The sequence below is a fragment of the Streptomyces sp. NPDC055013 genome, from assembly GCF_053608645.1.
Genome location: NZ_JBSGVW010000050.1, coordinates 42280 through 57203, shown reverse-complemented (window position 1 = coordinate 57203; position 14924 = coordinate 42280). Strand labels below are relative to the sequence as shown.

Annotated in this window: 12 protein-coding genes; 6 read left to right on the top strand and 6 right to left on the bottom strand. The window is 71.5% G+C overall.

All coding sequences use genetic code 11. The features are described 5' to 3' along the window. Window positions 1–53 precede the first annotated feature (53 nt). The 4 genes from ACWGDB_RS38420 to ACWGDB_RS38405 form a co-directional block, all read right to left on the bottom strand. Entirely contained in the window at window positions 54–1211 is a 1158-nt protein-coding gene (locus ACWGDB_RS38420) for a ferritin-like domain-containing protein (RefSeq protein WP_453826703.1), read from the bottom strand. 198 nt (window positions 1212–1409) lie between these two features. Beyond that, on the bottom strand, window positions 1410–1874 hold the full coding sequence (locus tag ACWGDB_RS38415; RefSeq protein ID WP_453826702.1) for an SRPBCC family protein: 465 nt from the start codon (window positions 1872–1874) through the stop codon (window positions 1410–1412). Between the two features lie 118 nt (window positions 1875–1992). Beyond that, window positions 1993–3045 carry a LacI family DNA-binding transcriptional regulator gene (locus ACWGDB_RS38410; RefSeq protein WP_453826701.1) on the bottom strand — a complete coding sequence of 351 codons (1053 nt, stop codon included), beginning with the start codon at window positions 3043–3045 and terminating at the stop codon, window positions 1993–1995. A gap of 397 nt (window positions 3046–3442) precedes the next feature. Beyond that, entirely contained in the window at window positions 3443–4456 is a 1014-nt protein-coding gene (locus ACWGDB_RS38405) for a hydroxyacid dehydrogenase (RefSeq protein ID WP_453826700.1), read from the bottom strand. 505 nt (window positions 4457–4961) lie between these two features. Between ACWGDB_RS38405 and ACWGDB_RS38400 the strand changes: the two genes are divergently transcribed. Then, window positions 4962–6542 (top strand): carboxylesterase/lipase family protein, encoded by a 1581-nt coding sequence (locus ACWGDB_RS38400; RefSeq protein WP_453826699.1) that lies wholly within the window; start codon window positions 4962–4964, stop codon window positions 6540–6542. Window positions 6543–6743: 201 nt separating this feature from the next. Here ACWGDB_RS38400 and mmuM read toward each other — a convergent pair whose 3' ends face one another. Continuing rightward, entirely contained in the window at window positions 6744–7667 is a 924-nt protein-coding gene (gene mmuM, locus ACWGDB_RS38395) for a homocysteine S-methyltransferase (RefSeq protein WP_453826698.1), read from the bottom strand. Window positions 7668–8243: 576 nt separating this feature from the next. On the opposite strand from mmuM, the gene ACWGDB_RS38390 reads away from it, so the two are divergent. The 4 genes from ACWGDB_RS38390 to ACWGDB_RS38375 all read left to right on the top strand — a co-directional run bounded on the left by ACWGDB_RS38390 (window position 8244) and on the right by ACWGDB_RS38375 (window position 13696). Then, window positions 8244–9362 (top strand): glycoside hydrolase family 43 protein, encoded by a 1119-nt coding sequence (locus ACWGDB_RS38390; RefSeq protein ID WP_453826697.1) that lies wholly within the window; start codon window positions 8244–8246, stop codon window positions 9360–9362. Between the two features lies 1 nt (window position 9363). Beyond that, window positions 9364–10776, top strand: coding sequence for an RICIN domain-containing protein (locus ACWGDB_RS38385; RefSeq protein ID WP_453826696.1), 1413 nt, complete (start codon window positions 9364–9366; stop codon window positions 10774–10776). 127 nt (window positions 10777–10903) lie between these two features. Beyond that, window positions 10904–11932: a rhamnogalacturonan acetylesterase gene (locus ACWGDB_RS38380; protein WP_453826695.1), complete on the top strand. Its 1029-nt coding sequence runs from the start codon at window positions 10904–10906 to the stop codon at window positions 11930–11932. Window positions 11933–12001: 69 nt separating this feature from the next. Beyond that, window positions 12002–13696, top strand: coding sequence for a DUF2264 domain-containing protein (locus ACWGDB_RS38375; RefSeq protein WP_453826694.1), 1695 nt, complete (start codon window positions 12002–12004; stop codon window positions 13694–13696). Here ACWGDB_RS38375 and ACWGDB_RS38370 read toward each other — a convergent pair. Continuing rightward, entirely contained in the window at window positions 13686–14348 is a 663-nt protein-coding gene (locus ACWGDB_RS38370) for a hypothetical protein (protein ID WP_453826693.1), read from the bottom strand. The genes ACWGDB_RS38375 and ACWGDB_RS38370 overlap by 11 nt on opposite strands. A gap of 117 nt (window positions 14349–14465) precedes the next feature. On the opposite strand from ACWGDB_RS38370, the gene ACWGDB_RS38365 reads away from it, so the two are divergent. Continuing rightward, the gene (locus ACWGDB_RS38365; RefSeq protein ID WP_453826692.1) at window positions 14466–14924 is read left to right on the top strand and encodes a hypothetical protein; all 459 of its coding nucleotides are present in this window, start codon (window positions 14466–14468) and stop codon (window positions 14922–14924) included.

Sequence of the window (14924 nt, the reverse complement as noted above, 5' to 3'; positions counted from 1 at the left end):
GGCGCGTTCGTCTCGCGCCGGGGCCCGCCGAGCACGGCTGCCGTTTACGGGGGTCACGAGGCCGGGAGCCGCCTGCGCAGCGCCCGGAACTGGGGGCCGTAGGTGCCGGCGACGTAGGGGTTGCGGGTCTCCATCAGTTCCACGGCGGGCCCCTCCAGGCCGCGCATGGCGTGGATGGCCGCGCCCAGGGTGCGGTGGCCGCCGCCGGCCCAGGCCGCGTCGAGGGTGTCCAGCACGGTGCTGTAGGTGGCGTCGAACCGGTGCAGGAGCTGGCGGACGTGGGCGGGCGGGTTGGGCCAGCCGCCGACCGGGATCGGGGCCATGGGGCGCACGTCCGGGAAGGGCACGGGCCCGCCGACGTACTGCCAGCCGTCGTCGGTCCGGCGCAGCTCCCGGCCGTGGTAGATCTCGCCGAAGGCGTAGTAGTGCGCGGGGTGGTCGTCCTCGAAGGAAGCGGACGGTGAGCTGGTGGTGCCCTCGCCCTGCTCCATGATGATCCGGATCGCCTGCTCGACGTGGTCGAGGTTCTCGACCGGAGACAGGTCGTCGGAGAAGACGTACTGGGACAGCTGCCCCCGCACCGACAGTTCCGGCCGCACCGTCCGGAACGCGTTCAGCAGCCCCTCGTAGAACTCGCCGACGGTGGGTGAGGTCCGCACGCTCCGGACGAGCGATTCCTCGGGGGCCTCGATCGCCATCATCACATCGCGGACGAAGGCCTTGGTGAGGCCCGACAGGTAGACGTTCACTCCGGCACGGACACCGCCGGGCAGCGGGCCCGGGTAGACGGGCGCGGCGGCCTTGATCTGCGGTGTCCCGCCCACGGCCACGAGCAGGTTGCAGGTGATGCCGAGGTGGTACATCTCGTCGCCGACGATGCGCTGGATCAGCCGCGCGACCTCGCTGCGGCGGTCCTTGACGGACCACAAGCCGCAGAAGTAGGGCGGGATGGTGGCGAGTTCCAGGGCGACGGCGACCTGAAGGGCCGACCTGATCCAGTCGACTCCGCGGCCTTCCTGGGGAACGGCCAGCAGCCGCGCCACGGACCCGAGGGCGGGCGCCGCAAGCACACCGCCGGCCGGCAGTGCGGCAGCCTGCGCGGGACCGGCGGCCGCCACCGCGGCCGGGGTGCCGCTCGCCAGCGCGGCCGACGCCAGGAAACTCCTGCGCCTGAACGGGGCAACTGTCTGCCTGTCCGGCTCTTCGCTCATACCCGTCACTCTCGCCTCTCGCCTCAGCTCATCGCCATGGCCCCACCTCGGCTCGAGGCCCTCGGGACCCTCGGACAGCTCGCGAAGCTAGCAACGATCAAGGTCGCCACCAGGGCGGACGGGCCGGGCGGCGCATCAACCACCCTGTCGGTCCAACGCGATCAAGGTCGGCATGACAGCACGGCGTCGGGCATCGGCTCAGTGCATGTGGGCGTCAACGGTCCTGTCGTCGGCCTCCCGCACCGCGATCCGGGCGAGTTTCGTCAGCATCATGCCGTTGCGGATCCGGACGAGATAGTCGACGGGGAGCCCGTGCATGCGCACGCCGGGGCCGCGCAGGGCGTGCCAGTCGAGGATGAAGAGCGTGTTCTCGCCCCACGGGATCAACTGCATGGCGATGCGTGCCGCTCCGAAGGGGTCGGCCTTCGCCTCCAGCTCCAGACGGCGTTCCGGTTCGCAGATCCGCACGACGCACGTGTCGTCCAGGACCGCGGGGCCGACGCCGACCCGGACCTGCAGACGGGCGCCCACGGCGGGCCAGTGCGCATCGGCGGCGCGGACCTGCTGTGTTCCCGACACCCACTCCCCGTAGCGGCGGCCGTCGGACAGCAGGCTCCAGACCTTCGACGGGGAGCTCAGGATCAGACGGCGGTTCCGGGCCACACCGACCACGCTCCCTCTGGAAGATCCCGAGCTGCTCGACCTGCCCTTCGACGCTAGCGGCCCCGGGCACCCCCAGCACCCGTAGTGGGGGCCCGCCCCGGCCAACCAGGTGAAGGGCTCAGCGGGACAGCCCGGGCGGCCCCGCCGTGCTCGCCCGCTCCACCAGCCGTGTCGACAGCTCCGTCCGGGTGCTCTCCGGCCGTTCCCCGTCCATCATCCGCACCAGCAGGTGCAACGCCGTCGCGGCCATCTCCGACAGCGGCTGGCGGATCGTCGTGAGGGCCGGGGCGATCCAGCGGGCCTCCGGCAGATCGTCGAAACCGACGACGCTCATGTCGTCGGGCACGCTCACCCCGCGTTCCGCCAGCGCCTCGTACACACCGAGGGCCATCCGGTCCGAGCAGACGAAGACGGCCGTCGGCCGCTCGGGCAGGTCGAGGAGCTCCAGCATGCGGCGGCGGGCGAGACCTTCGTCGAAGCCTGCGTGCCGGACGTACTCGGGACGGTGCCGCACCCCGGCAGAGGCGAGCGCCGAGCGGAAGCCGGCCACCCGGGCGGTGCTGCACATCTTGCGCTGGTGACCGGCGATCACGGCGATCCGCTCATGGCCCAGCGCCAGCAGATGCTCGGTGGCGAGGACACCGCCGTGCCAGTTCGCCGCGCCCACCGACACCACGCCCGGCGGCGGATCCAGCACCGGGTCGATCATCACGAACGGGACGCGGTGCTGCTCCAGCCACGCGTACTGCGAGACCGTCAGCTCGGCCAGGTTGAACAGCACCCCCGACGAGCCGCGCGCGATGAGCTTGTCCAGCCAGCCACGCTCCGGACGGCCGCCCCGCGTCCGGGTCAGCCCGGCCGAGACGACCACCTCCAGGCCCGCGTCGTGGGCCGCCGCCTCCACCCCGTGCAGCACCGCGCCCGACCAGGAGCTGTCCAGGGAGTGCACGACGAGGTCGACCAGCCCGGGTGTCTTCGCCGCGTCGAAGCGTGGTCTGCGGACATAGCCGAGCCGGTCCAGTGCCTCGGTGACCCGGCGGCGGGTCTCGGGGGCCACGTCCTCGCGGCCGTTGACCACCTTGGACGCGGTCGGCACGGACACCCCGGCCTCACGGGCCACGACCGCCAGGGTAGGACCGGCCGCCACGCTCGCACCGCCCGTACGGACCATCGGGAACCACCTCTCCGGCCCGCCCGAGGGCCCTGAAAAGTTTCGACCAGCGCGGAAACAGTAAGCGCTTCCTACCCTAGGTTCGCCGCGATGAGTCCGGAAGAGCCAGGAGTTCCAAGGACTGCACGGACCGCGGCTTTCGAAACTTCGAACGCGCCCACCGTCACCAGCAGGTGGGACGGAATCCCTTGAAGTCGGCCGTGAACGCCGAGTCGACGAGATCCACCGGATGCGGGCCCAACGCCGGGCACATTCAGGTTGGTGGGCACTCACCCAGCGCCGAACAAGTGCCCACCGACCTCACCGGGCCGACGACACCGGCTGAGGCGCCCGTAGGCGACCGAGCCAGACATTCGGCACCTCGGCTGCAGGGCCAGGCCGCCGCAACGCCCCACCCTCACGCCACCCGCCCCAAATCACCCTCCCGAACCTCATGCACCAACCCCCCGCCCCCCGCCACCCGCTCCAACTCCTCCACCACGATCCGCCCGAGCCGCTCCAACTCGTTCCCGAGCGACCCGGCGATATGAGGGGTCAGGAAGACATTGGGCAGGTGATACAGCGGCGACCCCGCAGGCAAAGGCTCCGGCTCGGTCACGTCGAGCACCGCGTGCAGCCGCCCGGAGACAAGTTCGTCCGTGAGCGCCACGGGGTCGACCAACGCCCCCCGCGAGGTGTTGATCAGTACGCCCCCGTCCCGGATCAGCCCCAGTCGCTCCCCGTCGAGCATCCGGTACGTCTCGGGGATGTCCGGCGCGTGCAGGCTGACGATGTCGCTGCGCCGCAGCAGGTCGTCCAGCGACAGCGATTCGGCGCCCAGTTCGGCGGCCTCGGCGGCGCTGACGTACGGATCGTGCAGCAGCACCGTGAAGTCGAACGGCCGCAGCAACTCCAGCAGGCGTCTGCCGACCCGCGACGCCCCGATGACGCCGACCCGGCGGCCGACGTTGCCGGTCGCGGCGGTCTCGCGATGCGTCGGGTAGGCGTGGGTGGTGCGAAATCGCTCCCGATGGCCGAAGGCGTCCTTCCCGGCGAGCAGGATCATCGCCAGCGTGTACTCCGCGACCGGCAGCGCGTTGCCGGCCACCGCGCTGGAGACGGTGACGCCGGCCTTCCACAGCGCGTCGCCGACCAGCGAGCGTACCGAGCCGGCGGCGTGCAGTACCGCGCGCAGTCCGGGCGCGGCGGTGAGGACGCCGGTGTCGAGGTGGGGGCAGCCCCAGCCGGTGATGAGCACTTCGGTCCGGGCGAGGACCCCGGCTACGGCCGGGTCGGTGAAGTCTCGTACGACGAGCGTGGGGTCGAGCTCGGCCGCCTGCCGCAGTCGGGCCATGAGCGGTGGCGGGAACAGATGGGGGAGGTGCACCGGATCCATCGCGAACACGGCCCTCAAGGGGTGCGGGCTGGGCATGACTCTCCTGAGGCGCCGAGGTGAGCACTGAGTTGAGCACTGAGTCGAGACACTGGCGACGCTGAACGGAACACGTTCAGAAAGCGCCTTCTACCGTAGATCCGGTCGTTGGACCGGTCAATCGGTGAGATGAGGAGCGAAGCCCTTGCCCTGGACCGGCGACCGGTGCCAGGGGGCCCGTTCTCCGTGGGCCTGGTGGTCTGCTCGCGCAACCAACTGGCACGTTGCAGGCCCGAGTTCGACGAGGCGGGCACCACCGGCAGCTGGTCCCCCTTGCGGATCGGAGATGCACGATGTGCTTCTGGGTCGCCCTCGACGGCGGCGGCGGTGACTACGGCTCCGACAGCGGCGGCTTCGACCAGCTCGGCTTCGGAATCCTGATGTACGCCAAGTAGCCGGGTAAGCCGAATAGCCCTCACAACCGCCCGTGCGCCGGATTATCGGGCCACAATGAGTTGCTCTGATCTTCACGGTGCACGAGCGCGGTGAGGAGGCTGGTGGACGTATGACGGCAGTCCAGGCAGACCCCGTGGTGAGCACGCCCTACGGTGCCGTGCGGGGCCGGTACGAAGACGGCGTCGCGGTGTTCCGGGGCATTCCCTACGCGGCGCCGCCGTTCGGCCCGCACCGGTTCCGGCCGCCCGTGCCGCCCGAGCCCTGGGACGGTGTGCGCGAGGCCGCGGACTTCGGGCCGACGCCGCCCAAGCCGCCGTATTCCGAGGCGTTCGCGCAGTACCTGTCCGACCCCGTTGTGCCCGGCGACGACTGTCTCAACCTCAACGTCTGGACCCCCGAGCCCGGCCCCGCCGCCCGGCTGCCCGTCATGGTGTGGCTGCACGGCGGCGCCCTGACCCGCGGCTCCTCGGGCGTACCCGTGTACGACGGCCGGCCCTTCGCCCGTGACGGCGTCGTCCTCGTGTCCGTCAACTACCGGCTGGGCGTCGAGGGCTACGGCTACTTCCCGGACGCCCCCGCCAACCCCGGCCTGCGCGACCAACTGGCCGCCCTGGAGTGGGTGCACGCCTCGATCGCGGCGTTCGGCGGCGACCCCGGCCGCGTCACCCTGTTCGGCCAGTCCGCCGGCGCGATCAGCATCGGCGCGCTGCTCGCCGCCCCGCAGGCCCAGGGCCTGGTCCGGCGGGCGATCCTGCAGAGCGGGCCGCCCGAGACCGCCGAGCGGGACAAAGTACGGCGGATGGTGCGCCGCATGGCCACCCGGCTCAAGATCCCGGCCACCGCCGCGGCCTTCGCCGACGTCGACCGGGAGCTGCTCCTGCGCACCCAGGCCGAAGTGGGCCGGCTCAGCAGCCCCGTCGTGGGCGGGCCGGCCTTCGGGATCGTCGTCGACGGCGACATCGTGCCCCGCGACCCCCTGGAGGCGCTCACGGAGGGTGACGCCGCCTCAGGCGTCGACCTGATGATGGGCTGGACCCGCGACGAGTACCGGCTGTGGCTGGTGCCCGGCGGGCTCCTGGAACGCGTCGACCGGCTCGGCGCGGTCGCCCTGGCCGGCGCCATGGCCCGCTGCCGTGCCGGCGCCGACGTGCCCCGCGGCTACCGCGCCCTGCACCCCGAGGCCGGCACCGCCGAGACAGTCGGCCAGATGGTCACCGACCACCTGCTGCGCGGGCCCCTGCACCGCCTGGCCGACGCCCGCCCCGGATCGTCGTACGTGTACGAGTTCGCCTGGCCCTCCACCCTCCCCGACCTCGGCGCCTGCCACGCCCTGGAGCTCGGTTTCGTCTTCGACACCGGGGACGTTCCCGAGTCCCGCAAGCTGGCCGGCGAGGGAGCGCCGCAGGAGCTGGCCCACGAGATGCACCGCACATGGGTGCGGTTCGCGGTGCAGGGCGACCCGGGGTGGCAGCCCTGGGACGACTCGCACCCGGTGCGGATCTTCGGCGACGGCGAGACCCGCACCGCGCTCGGCCCCCGCGACCCCGAACTCGCCCTGTGGGCCACGGCCGCCCCGCCAGAAGCCATGCCCACGTCGGCCCTTGCCGACGATGCGCCGCCCCCGCGCGGCACGGAGATGCGATCGGTCGTACGACGGCTTCGCCTGCCCGGCGCGGTCCGCCGCCACTGACACGACGACCACGCCGACGCGCCTCCTCCCGCCCGCTGCCCCTTCGGGGCATGCGGCGTCGGGCGTTGGCGTCCCCGCGTCGGGGGCCTCGGCGTCCCCGCCTCAAGCGTCGGGACGTGTGTAAACGATCCGTGCCCGTCGGTCGGCGCCCCCGACCTTGGATGCCGCCGCGCGGGCCCGAGCCGGGTGCGCTTCTGCCGGCTACCGCGCCGCCGTCAGAGTCCGGGCGATGGAGCCGATCGCCTCCGGGCCGACCCGGCAGCACCCGCCGATCAGCCGAGCCCCTGACGCCCGCCACGCCTCGACCTGCTCGGAGACGAAGCCGGCCTCGCCGGACCAGGCCCGGGCCTCCGCGTCCCAGGCCTCGCCGCTGTTCGGGTAGACCACGACCGGCTTGCCCGTGACGCGGGCGGCGATCTCGACGGCGCCCTCGACGTCCTGCGGCGCGCAGCAGTTCACGCCCACCGCGATCACCTCGTCGGCTTCGGCGGCCAGGGCGAAGGCCTCCTCCAGCGGCTGCCCGGCGCGGGTGCGCTCCCCGGCGACGGAGTACGACAGCCAGGCCGGCACGCCGAGCCCACGCACCGCTCGCAGCAGCGCCTCCGCCTCGTCGGCGTCCGGGACCGTCTCCAGCGCCAGTACGTCGGGCCGCGCACCGGCCAGCACCTCGAGGCGGGGCCGGTGGAAGCGTTCCAGCTCGTCGACGCTCAGCCCGTACCGCCCCCGGTACTCGGAGCCGTCCGCCAGCATCGCCCCGTACGGCCCGACCGACGCGGCCACCCACAGCGGCCGGGTAACACCCCTGCCCCGCGCCTGGCGGGCCGCTTCCCGGGCCAACTCCACGCTCAGGGCGAGCAGTTCGGCCGCCCGGCCCTCCGGGATCCCGCGCCTCGCGAATCCCTCGAAGGTCGCCTGGTAGCTCGACGTGATCGCCACGTCCGCCCCCGCCTCGAAGTAGGCGAGATGCGCCTCGGTGATCGCCTCCGGACGCTCCGCGAGCAGTCGCGCCGACCACAGCTCGTCGCTCAGGTCGTGCCCGGTGGCCTCGAGCTGGTTGGACATCCCGCCGTCGAGTACGACGGTCCCGGCGGCGAGGGCTTCGGCGAGGGTGATGGTGCTGGTCATGATGACGACGGTAGTCGAGGCGGGGCGGGGTATCAGCAGGTGGGACGACCCTGAGCGCCCCGGGCTGCCGCTCCCTACGCCGTGTGCGCCCACCCGGCCGGCGTCCGCGGCCGCGCCCGAACCTCGTCGCCGGTACCGCCGGCCCGACGTGCAGCCCCGCGGTCAGGACGTACGGCCACCTGCCGAGGCCATTGGCGGCGGCACTCGTGCTGCGGGGGACGGGGGGAGAGGCTCGCGATGACGGCGGTGAGGACTACGTCGTTGCCGTCGCCGCTCCGGTAGTTGATCCGATGGGTGGTGTCGTCCAACTGGAGCTTCTCGCTCTCTTGAAGCCGCTGAAGGCGCCGGTCTTCTTCGTGCGCCCCCGTGGTCGAGGAGCGGCAGCCGCAGGGTGTCGTCGACCTGATCGGAGACGGGCGGAGCCGGGCGCCGATAACAGAAACTTGGCGCTTCGCTTTGTCTCGCCGGACTCGTTGACCTCCTGGTGACTCACCCTTACCTTTCAGTCGTTCGTAATGACAGATTCTGTTCGTTATCTCGAACGTCCCCACACATTCCCCGAGAGGCACCCCCCGCATGAGCCGCGATCGCGATCTGCCCCAAAAGCCCCCTTCTCACCAAGTCACCAGCCGCCGACTGCTGTTGAAGGGCGCCGCAGCCGCCGGAGCCCTGACCGCCGCCTCTGCCCTCCCCGGTGTCGCCCACGCCGCACCCCCGAAGGCGGCCTCCCACGTGAACCCCCTCGTCCGACAGCGCGCCGACCCCCACATCAACCGCCACACCGACGGCTTCTACTACTTCACGGCCACCGCCCCCGAGTACGACCGCATCGTCCTGCGCCGCTCCCGCACCCTCAACGGCCTGTCCACGGCCGCCGAATCGGTCATCTGGCGGGCCCACCCCACCGGCGACATGGGCGCGCACATCTGGGCACCGGAGCTGCACCGCATCGGCGGCAAGTGGTACATCTACTTCGCCGCCGCGCCCGCCGAGGACGTGTGGCAGATCCGCATCTGGGTCCTGGAGAACTCCCACCCCAACCCCTTCAAGGGCACCTGGGTGGAGAAGGGGCAGGTCAGGACCGCCTGGGAGACCTTCTCCCTCGATGCCACCACCTTCACCCACCGCGGCTCCCGCTACCTCTGCTGGGCGCAGCACGAGCCGGGGCTGGACAACAACACCGGTCTCTTCCTGTCCGAGATGGCGAACCCGTGGACCCTGACCGGGCCCCAAGTGCGCTTGTCCACACCCGAGTTGGACTGGGAGTGCGTCGGCTTCAAGGTCAACGAGGGCCCGTACGCCCTCAAGCGCAACGGCCGGATCTTCCTGACCTACTCGGCCTCCGCGACCGACCACCACTACTGCGTCGGCATGCTGACCGTCGACGCCGAGGCCGACCTGATGGACCCGGCCAACTGGTCGAAGTCCCCGACCCCGGTCTTCACCGGCAACGACACCACCAAGCAGTACGGCCCCGGCCACAACTGCTTCACCGTCGCCGAGGACGGCCGCAGCGATGTCCTCGTCTACCACGCCCGCCAGTACAAGGAGATCGTCGGTGACCCGCTGAACGACCCCAACCGTCACACCCGCGTCCAGAAGCTCGGCTGGAACCCGGACGGCACCCCGAACTTCGGCATACCCGTGGCGGACACGGCCGCCGCGACCGCCGCAACTGTCGAGGAGAGTGCGTGAGATGAGACGTGCCTACGCCGCTCTGCTGGCCCTCTGTCTGGCCCTCGCCGGCGCCCTGGCCACCGCGGGGCCCGCCCAGGCCGCACCCCGGACCATCACCAACGGCACCCGGTTCACCGACACCTCGGGGAATCCGGTGCACGCCCACGGCGGCGGTGTCATCAAGGTCGGCTCGTACTACTACTGGTTCGGCGAGAACCGCAACGCCGACAACACCTTCCGGTACGTGGACGCCTACCGCTCGACCGACCTGAAGAACTGGGAGTTCAGGAACCACGTCCTGACCCAGGCCTCCGACCCGGAGCTCGGCACCGCCAACATCGAGCGCCCGAAGGTCATGTACAACGCCTCCACCGGCAAGTTCGTCATGTGGATGCACAAGGAGAACGGCGTCGACTACAGCGAGGCCCGCGCCGCCGTCGCCGTGTCCGACACGGTCGACGGCACCTACACCTGGCAGGGCAGCTTCCGCCCGCTCGGCGGGCACATGTCCCGCGACATCACGGTCTTCGTGGACACCGACGGCGCCGGATACATGATCTCCGCCGCCCGCGAGAACTACGACCTGCAGATCTACCGCCTGACCGACGACTACACCGGCATCGCGAGCCTCGTCGCCGACCCCTGGCACGGCGGCCACCGCGAGGCCCCCGCCCTGTTCAAGCGAAACGGCGTCTACTTCATGCTGACCTCGGGCGCGACCGGCTGGAGCCCGAACCAGCAGCAGTACGCCACGGCCACCAGCATCGCCGGTCCCTGGACGGCGATGACGAACGTCGGCGACTCCACGACGTACGGCTCACAGACGGCGTACGTCCTGCCCGTGCAGGGCAGTTCGACCACCTCCTACCTCTACCTCGGTGACCGCTGGGGCAACTCCTTCGGTGGCACCGTCAACGACTCCCGCTACGTCTGGCTGCCGCTGACCTTCCCCACCTCGACCTCGATGGCCATGTCCTGGTCCCCGGAGGTCACCGTCGACACGGCCACCGGATCGATCAGCGGGACGAGCGCCACGTACAACACGCTGATCGCACGGCACTCCTCCAAGTGCGCCGACGTCACCGGCCAGTCGCTGTGGCAGGGCGCACAGATCAAGCAGTACGACTGCAACGGCGGCAGCAACCAGAAGTACTGGTTCAGGTCGGCGGGCAGCGGCTATTACCAGCTGATGGTCAGGAACAGTTCCCTGTGCGTCCAGGAGAACGCGACCACGGTCACCCAGGAGAACTGCAACGCCTCCTCGGCCGGCCAGCAGTGGTCGGTCACCACGACCGGCTCCTACGTGACCGTCAAGTCCCGCGCGACCGGGGAGTGCCTGGACGTGAACGGCGCGTCCATCGCCAACTCCGCCGCTGTCATCACATACGCGTGCAACGGGGCGACGAACCAGCAGTGGACACGCGGAACCTGACTCCTGAAAGTGCTTGCGCTGGTCTTGACTGGGGGTGATGTCGAATTCTCGTCAGTATCTAGAAAGCGCTTGTCCAAACGGGTACGGTCCAGGCGCACGCCGCGTCCACCCGAGGGAGGAGTCACGCATGAGGCGTTTCAACTCCGTCGTACTGCTGGCCGCCACCTTGAGTGCCGTGCCCTTGCTGACGGCGGTACCGGCCCGGGCCGCCCATGCCCACTGCACCGCCACCGCCTGCCACTTCGACGTCCCGCCCGGAACGTACGACGTGAAGGTCCTCCTCGGCGGCGAGGCCGCGTCGAGCACGAGTGTCAGCGGGGAGACCCGCCGCTCCCTGCTCCCCGAGACGGCCGCCGAGGCAGGCGAACGCGTCGCCCGCAGCTTCACCGTGAACGTCCGCACCCCCGAGGGCGAGCCCACCGGCCCCGCCGGAACGCCCGGCCTCGACCTGCAACTCGGCGGCTCGGCCCCCGCCCTGGCCGACATCGAGGTGACCCCGGCCCGGCACGCCCGCCAGATCTTCCTCGTCGGCGACTCCACGGTCTGCGACCAGCCCGGCGACCCGTACTCCGGCTGGGGCCAGCAGCTTCCGCAGTACCTGCGCAAGGGCCTGTCCGTCGCCAACTACGCCGACTCCGGCGAGAGCACGGTCAGCTACCTCGCCGACGCGCGCCTGTGGGCCACCGTCCGGCCGCAGATCCGGCGCGGCGACCTGGTCCTGATCCAGCTCGCCCACAACGACAAGACGACCGACGAGGCGACGTACCGGGTGAATCTGGAGACCCTGGTGGCGGGCGTGCGGGAGAAGGGCGGGGAGCCGGTCCTGGTGACGCCCGTCGTGCGCCGATGGTTCAACTCCGACGGCACGCTGAACAACGACACGGCCCTGCTCGTGAACGGCCTGGGCGTGGACCACCCCGCCGTCGTCCGCTCCGTCGCCGCCGCCCACGACGTCCCCCTGATCGACCTCACGGCGAAGACGAAGGCGCTGGTGGAGTCCCTCGGCGTCGAGGCGTCCAAGGCGCTCTACCTCTACAACGAGAAGCGGGACAACACCCACACCTCCGTGCACGGCGCCACGACGTACGCGGGCCTGGTCCGCGACGAACTCGTCGCCCGGCGTCTGGTGCCGGAGCGCCTGATGCGGGTGGGATGAACCCCTGGGGCGCTCCGACCGGAACCGGGGCGTCCCAGGTCCGGACCGAGCCGGCGAGAAAGAGACCCGATGCACCTGCCTCCCGAAGACCGCACCCGCAGCCCGCGCACCGGCTACACCCGCGCCCACTGGGAGGCGGCCGCCGACGCCCTGCTCGCCGCGGTGGAGCCGTACGCCACCGAGGACCGCGCCCTCTACCATCTCCCCGGCGACCACGAGAGCTGGTCGGGTCGCCTCTCCGACGGTCTCGAGGGCTACGCCCGTACGCTGCTGCTGGCGGCGTTCCGCCGGGACGAGACGGTGTTGGAGCGCTATGCCGACGGCCTCGCGGCCGGCGTCCGCGGCGTCTGGCCCCGCGTCGAGGACCGCAGCCAGCCCCTGGTCGAGGCGGCCTCGATCGCGCTCGCGCTGCGGCTGACGCGGCCGTTGCTGTGGGACCGGCTGGACGACCCGGTGCGGCAGCGGGCGGCGGCCTGGCTGGGCGACGCGGTGACCGCCGAGGCCTGGCCCTGCAACTGGGAGCTGTTCCCGGTCACCGTGGGCGGCTTCCTCCAGGAGATCGGACATGAGGCCGAGGAGTCCCGCAAGGCGATCGACCGGGGGCTGGAGCGCATCGAGAAGTGGTACGTCGGCGGCGGCTGGTACACCGACGGCGACGGCCGCAAGTTCGACTACTACAACGGCTGGGCCATGCACCTGTACCCCGTGCTGCACGCCTGGCTCGCGCAGGACGAAAAGCTCCTCGACCTGTACGGCGGCCGGCTCTCCCGGCATCTGGACGACTACGCCCGCCTGTTCGGCGGTGACGGCGGCCCCCTGCACCAGGGCCGCTCCCTGACCTACCGTTTCGCCACTACCGCCCCCCTGTGGCTGGGCGCCCTCACGGGCCGCACACCGCTCGCGGCAGGGGAGACCCGGAGGATCTCCTCCGGCGCGCTCAAGTACTTCCTGGAGCGGGGCGCCGTGGACGCGAACGGGCTGCTGACCCTCGGCTGGCACGGCCCCGACGAGGCGATCCTCCAGGGCTATTCGGGCCCGGCGTCCCCGTACTGGGCGAGCAAGGGCTTCCTCGGTCTGCTCCTGCCGGCGGACCACGCCGTGTGGACGGCGCAGGAGGAACCGGGGCCCGCCGAGCGCGAGGATGCGATCACCGCCATCACCGCCCCCAACTGGCTTGTGCAGTCCACGAGTTCGGACGGCCTGGTCCGCCTCCACAACCACGGCAGCGAGGACGTCCGCTACGACCCGTACTACACGCGGCTCGCCTACTCGACGGCGACGACGCCCGCACCGTCGTACGACAACAGCGTGATCGTCGGCGACGATCCGAGCCGTACGGACATCCTGCCGCTCGGTGCGGGGGAGGGCTGGGCGGCCTCACGGCACTCGGGCGGTGACGGAACGCGGGTGACGAGCGTGGTGCTCGCGCAGGGGGCCGTGGAGGTGCGGGCCCACCTGGTGGCAGGTGCGGCGGCAGGAACGCCGGTTCGGATCACGGGCTGGGCCGCACGGGACGGGGTCCGCGCCGAACTCCGCCCTGCCGCCCGGCTCGACGACGACCTCACCGGCGTCACCGACGCCGGACCCACCCTTTTCGTCGCCCTCGCCCGGCTCACGGCCGAACCGGAACCCGCCCCGCTGGACGAGCTGGTGACCGTGCGCGTGGACGACGACGGCGGGATCCATGTCCGCTGGACCGACGGCCGTGCGGTCCACGTGCGGTTGGCGGACGGCGAAGGTGTCCGCGTGCGGGTCAGCGCCTGACCCCCTGGGCCGTGATGCCGGCCCGGTCGAGTGCTCTGGCCACGGCGGGCGGGTCCACCGGGTCACCGTCGGGGTGGGCGCGCACGTGCTCCAGCAGCAACCGCGCGTCCAGCCCGTATGCCTCGGCGTCGGCCAGGAGGCCGTCCGCGCCCGGACCGGCGGTCGTGCCGGCGAAGTGGAGCTCCAGCTCCCTAAGCAGGCTGCCGCGGTCGACGAAGTCGCTCATGCCGCAGTCCAGGCCGTCGTCCTTGAGGCCGTCGGGGTAGGGCGCCCGGTTCCACGCGCCGTTCTCGTACCAGTAGACGCAGCCGAGTTCGTACCCTTCCAGCCGGTCGCGCAGCTCCGCGTAGGGCAGCCAGTCGGGGCCGCCCGCCAGCATGTCGATCGGCGGCTCGTGCCACTTGACGCCGCTCGACTCGTCCTCGCCGTAGAGCACGAACCGGCCCTCGCCCATCCTGGACATGATCCACCAGGTGCAGCCGCAGTCGTCCCGGTGCAGGCCCACCTCGTCGATCCAGTGCCCGATCCGGTGCACGCTCGGGCGCTCCTCCTGCTCGGTGGTCGCCTTGACGGCGGCGAGCAGCGCCCACCGTGCCCACAGCACCTCTCCCGGCGGCAGGTCCTGCGGGAGTCCCGGTCGGTGAACGGTCATGCGTGCCCCGTGTGTTCTCGTCGCGATGGTGATCGCCGCAACAGTACGACGGGGGCGCCGACGACCGCCGGGTCACTTCGGCCGGCACCGAAACGACCGGCGCCTAGCGTTCGGGGCATGACCGAAACCGCCCGGCTCACCCCCGCCGACGCCGTCACCGCCATGGTCGACCACGTCCTCGCCCTGGCCGCGACCTGGCCGAACTGGGACGGCACGCTCGCCCATGTCGACGACCGCGTCTACACCCCGCACAAGGCGATCCGCCGCGTCGCCGACCATCTGATCGACCACCTGGCCGAACTGGAGGCCCGGCTGGCGGGCGAGGAGCCCCGGCCCGACCACTGGCACGCCTCCGCCATCACCATCGAGGCGGACCTCGCGCCCTTCACCCCGCAGGACCTCGACGAGGCCCGCAGCCGGCTGACCCGGCTCGCCCGCGTCTGGGCCAACCGGCTCGACGCCTTGAGCGACGACCAGCTCGACGACTCGCCCGGCCACGGCTGGAGCTTCCGCGAAATCGCCCGCCACCTGGAGGGATCGACGTACTACGCCGATGCCGTCGGAGACCTGTCCTGA

Coding starts and splice junctions, on each gene's coding strand:
- ACWGDB_RS38420 (WP_453826703.1), bottom strand. CDS start 1,211: ATGAGCGAAGAGCCGGACAGGCAGACAGTTGCCCCGTTCAGGCGCAGG.
- ACWGDB_RS38410 (WP_453826701.1), bottom strand. CDS start 3,045: ATGGTCCGTACGGGCGGTGCGAGCGTGGCGGCCGGTCCTACCCTGGCG.
- ACWGDB_RS38405 (WP_453826700.1), bottom strand. CDS start 4,456: ATGCCCAGCCCGCACCCCTTGAGGGCCGTGTTCGCGATGGATCCGGTG.
- ACWGDB_RS38400 (WP_453826699.1), top strand. CDS start 4,962: ATGACGGCAGTCCAGGCAGACCCCGTGGTGAGCACGCCCTACGGTGCC.
- mmuM (WP_453826698.1), bottom strand. CDS start 7,667: ATGACCAGCACCATCACCCTCGCCGAAGCCCTCGCCGCCGGGACCGTC.
- ACWGDB_RS38390 (WP_453826697.1), top strand. CDS start 8,244: ATGAGCCGCGATCGCGATCTGCCCCAAAAGCCCCCTTCTCACCAAGTC.
- ACWGDB_RS38385 (WP_453826696.1), top strand. CDS start 9,364: ATGAGACGTGCCTACGCCGCTCTGCTGGCCCTCTGTCTGGCCCTCGCC.
- ACWGDB_RS38380 (WP_453826695.1), top strand. CDS start 10,904: ATGAGGCGTTTCAACTCCGTCGTACTGCTGGCCGCCACCTTGAGTGCC.
- ACWGDB_RS38375 (WP_453826694.1), top strand. CDS start 12,002: ATGCACCTGCCTCCCGAAGACCGCACCCGCAGCCCGCGCACCGGCTAC.
- ACWGDB_RS38370 (WP_453826693.1), bottom strand. CDS start 14,348: ATGACCGTTCACCGACCGGGACTCCCGCAGGACCTGCCGCCGGGAGAG.
- ACWGDB_RS38365 (WP_453826692.1), top strand. CDS start 14,466: ATGACCGAAACCGCCCGGCTCACCCCCGCCGACGCCGTCACCGCCATG.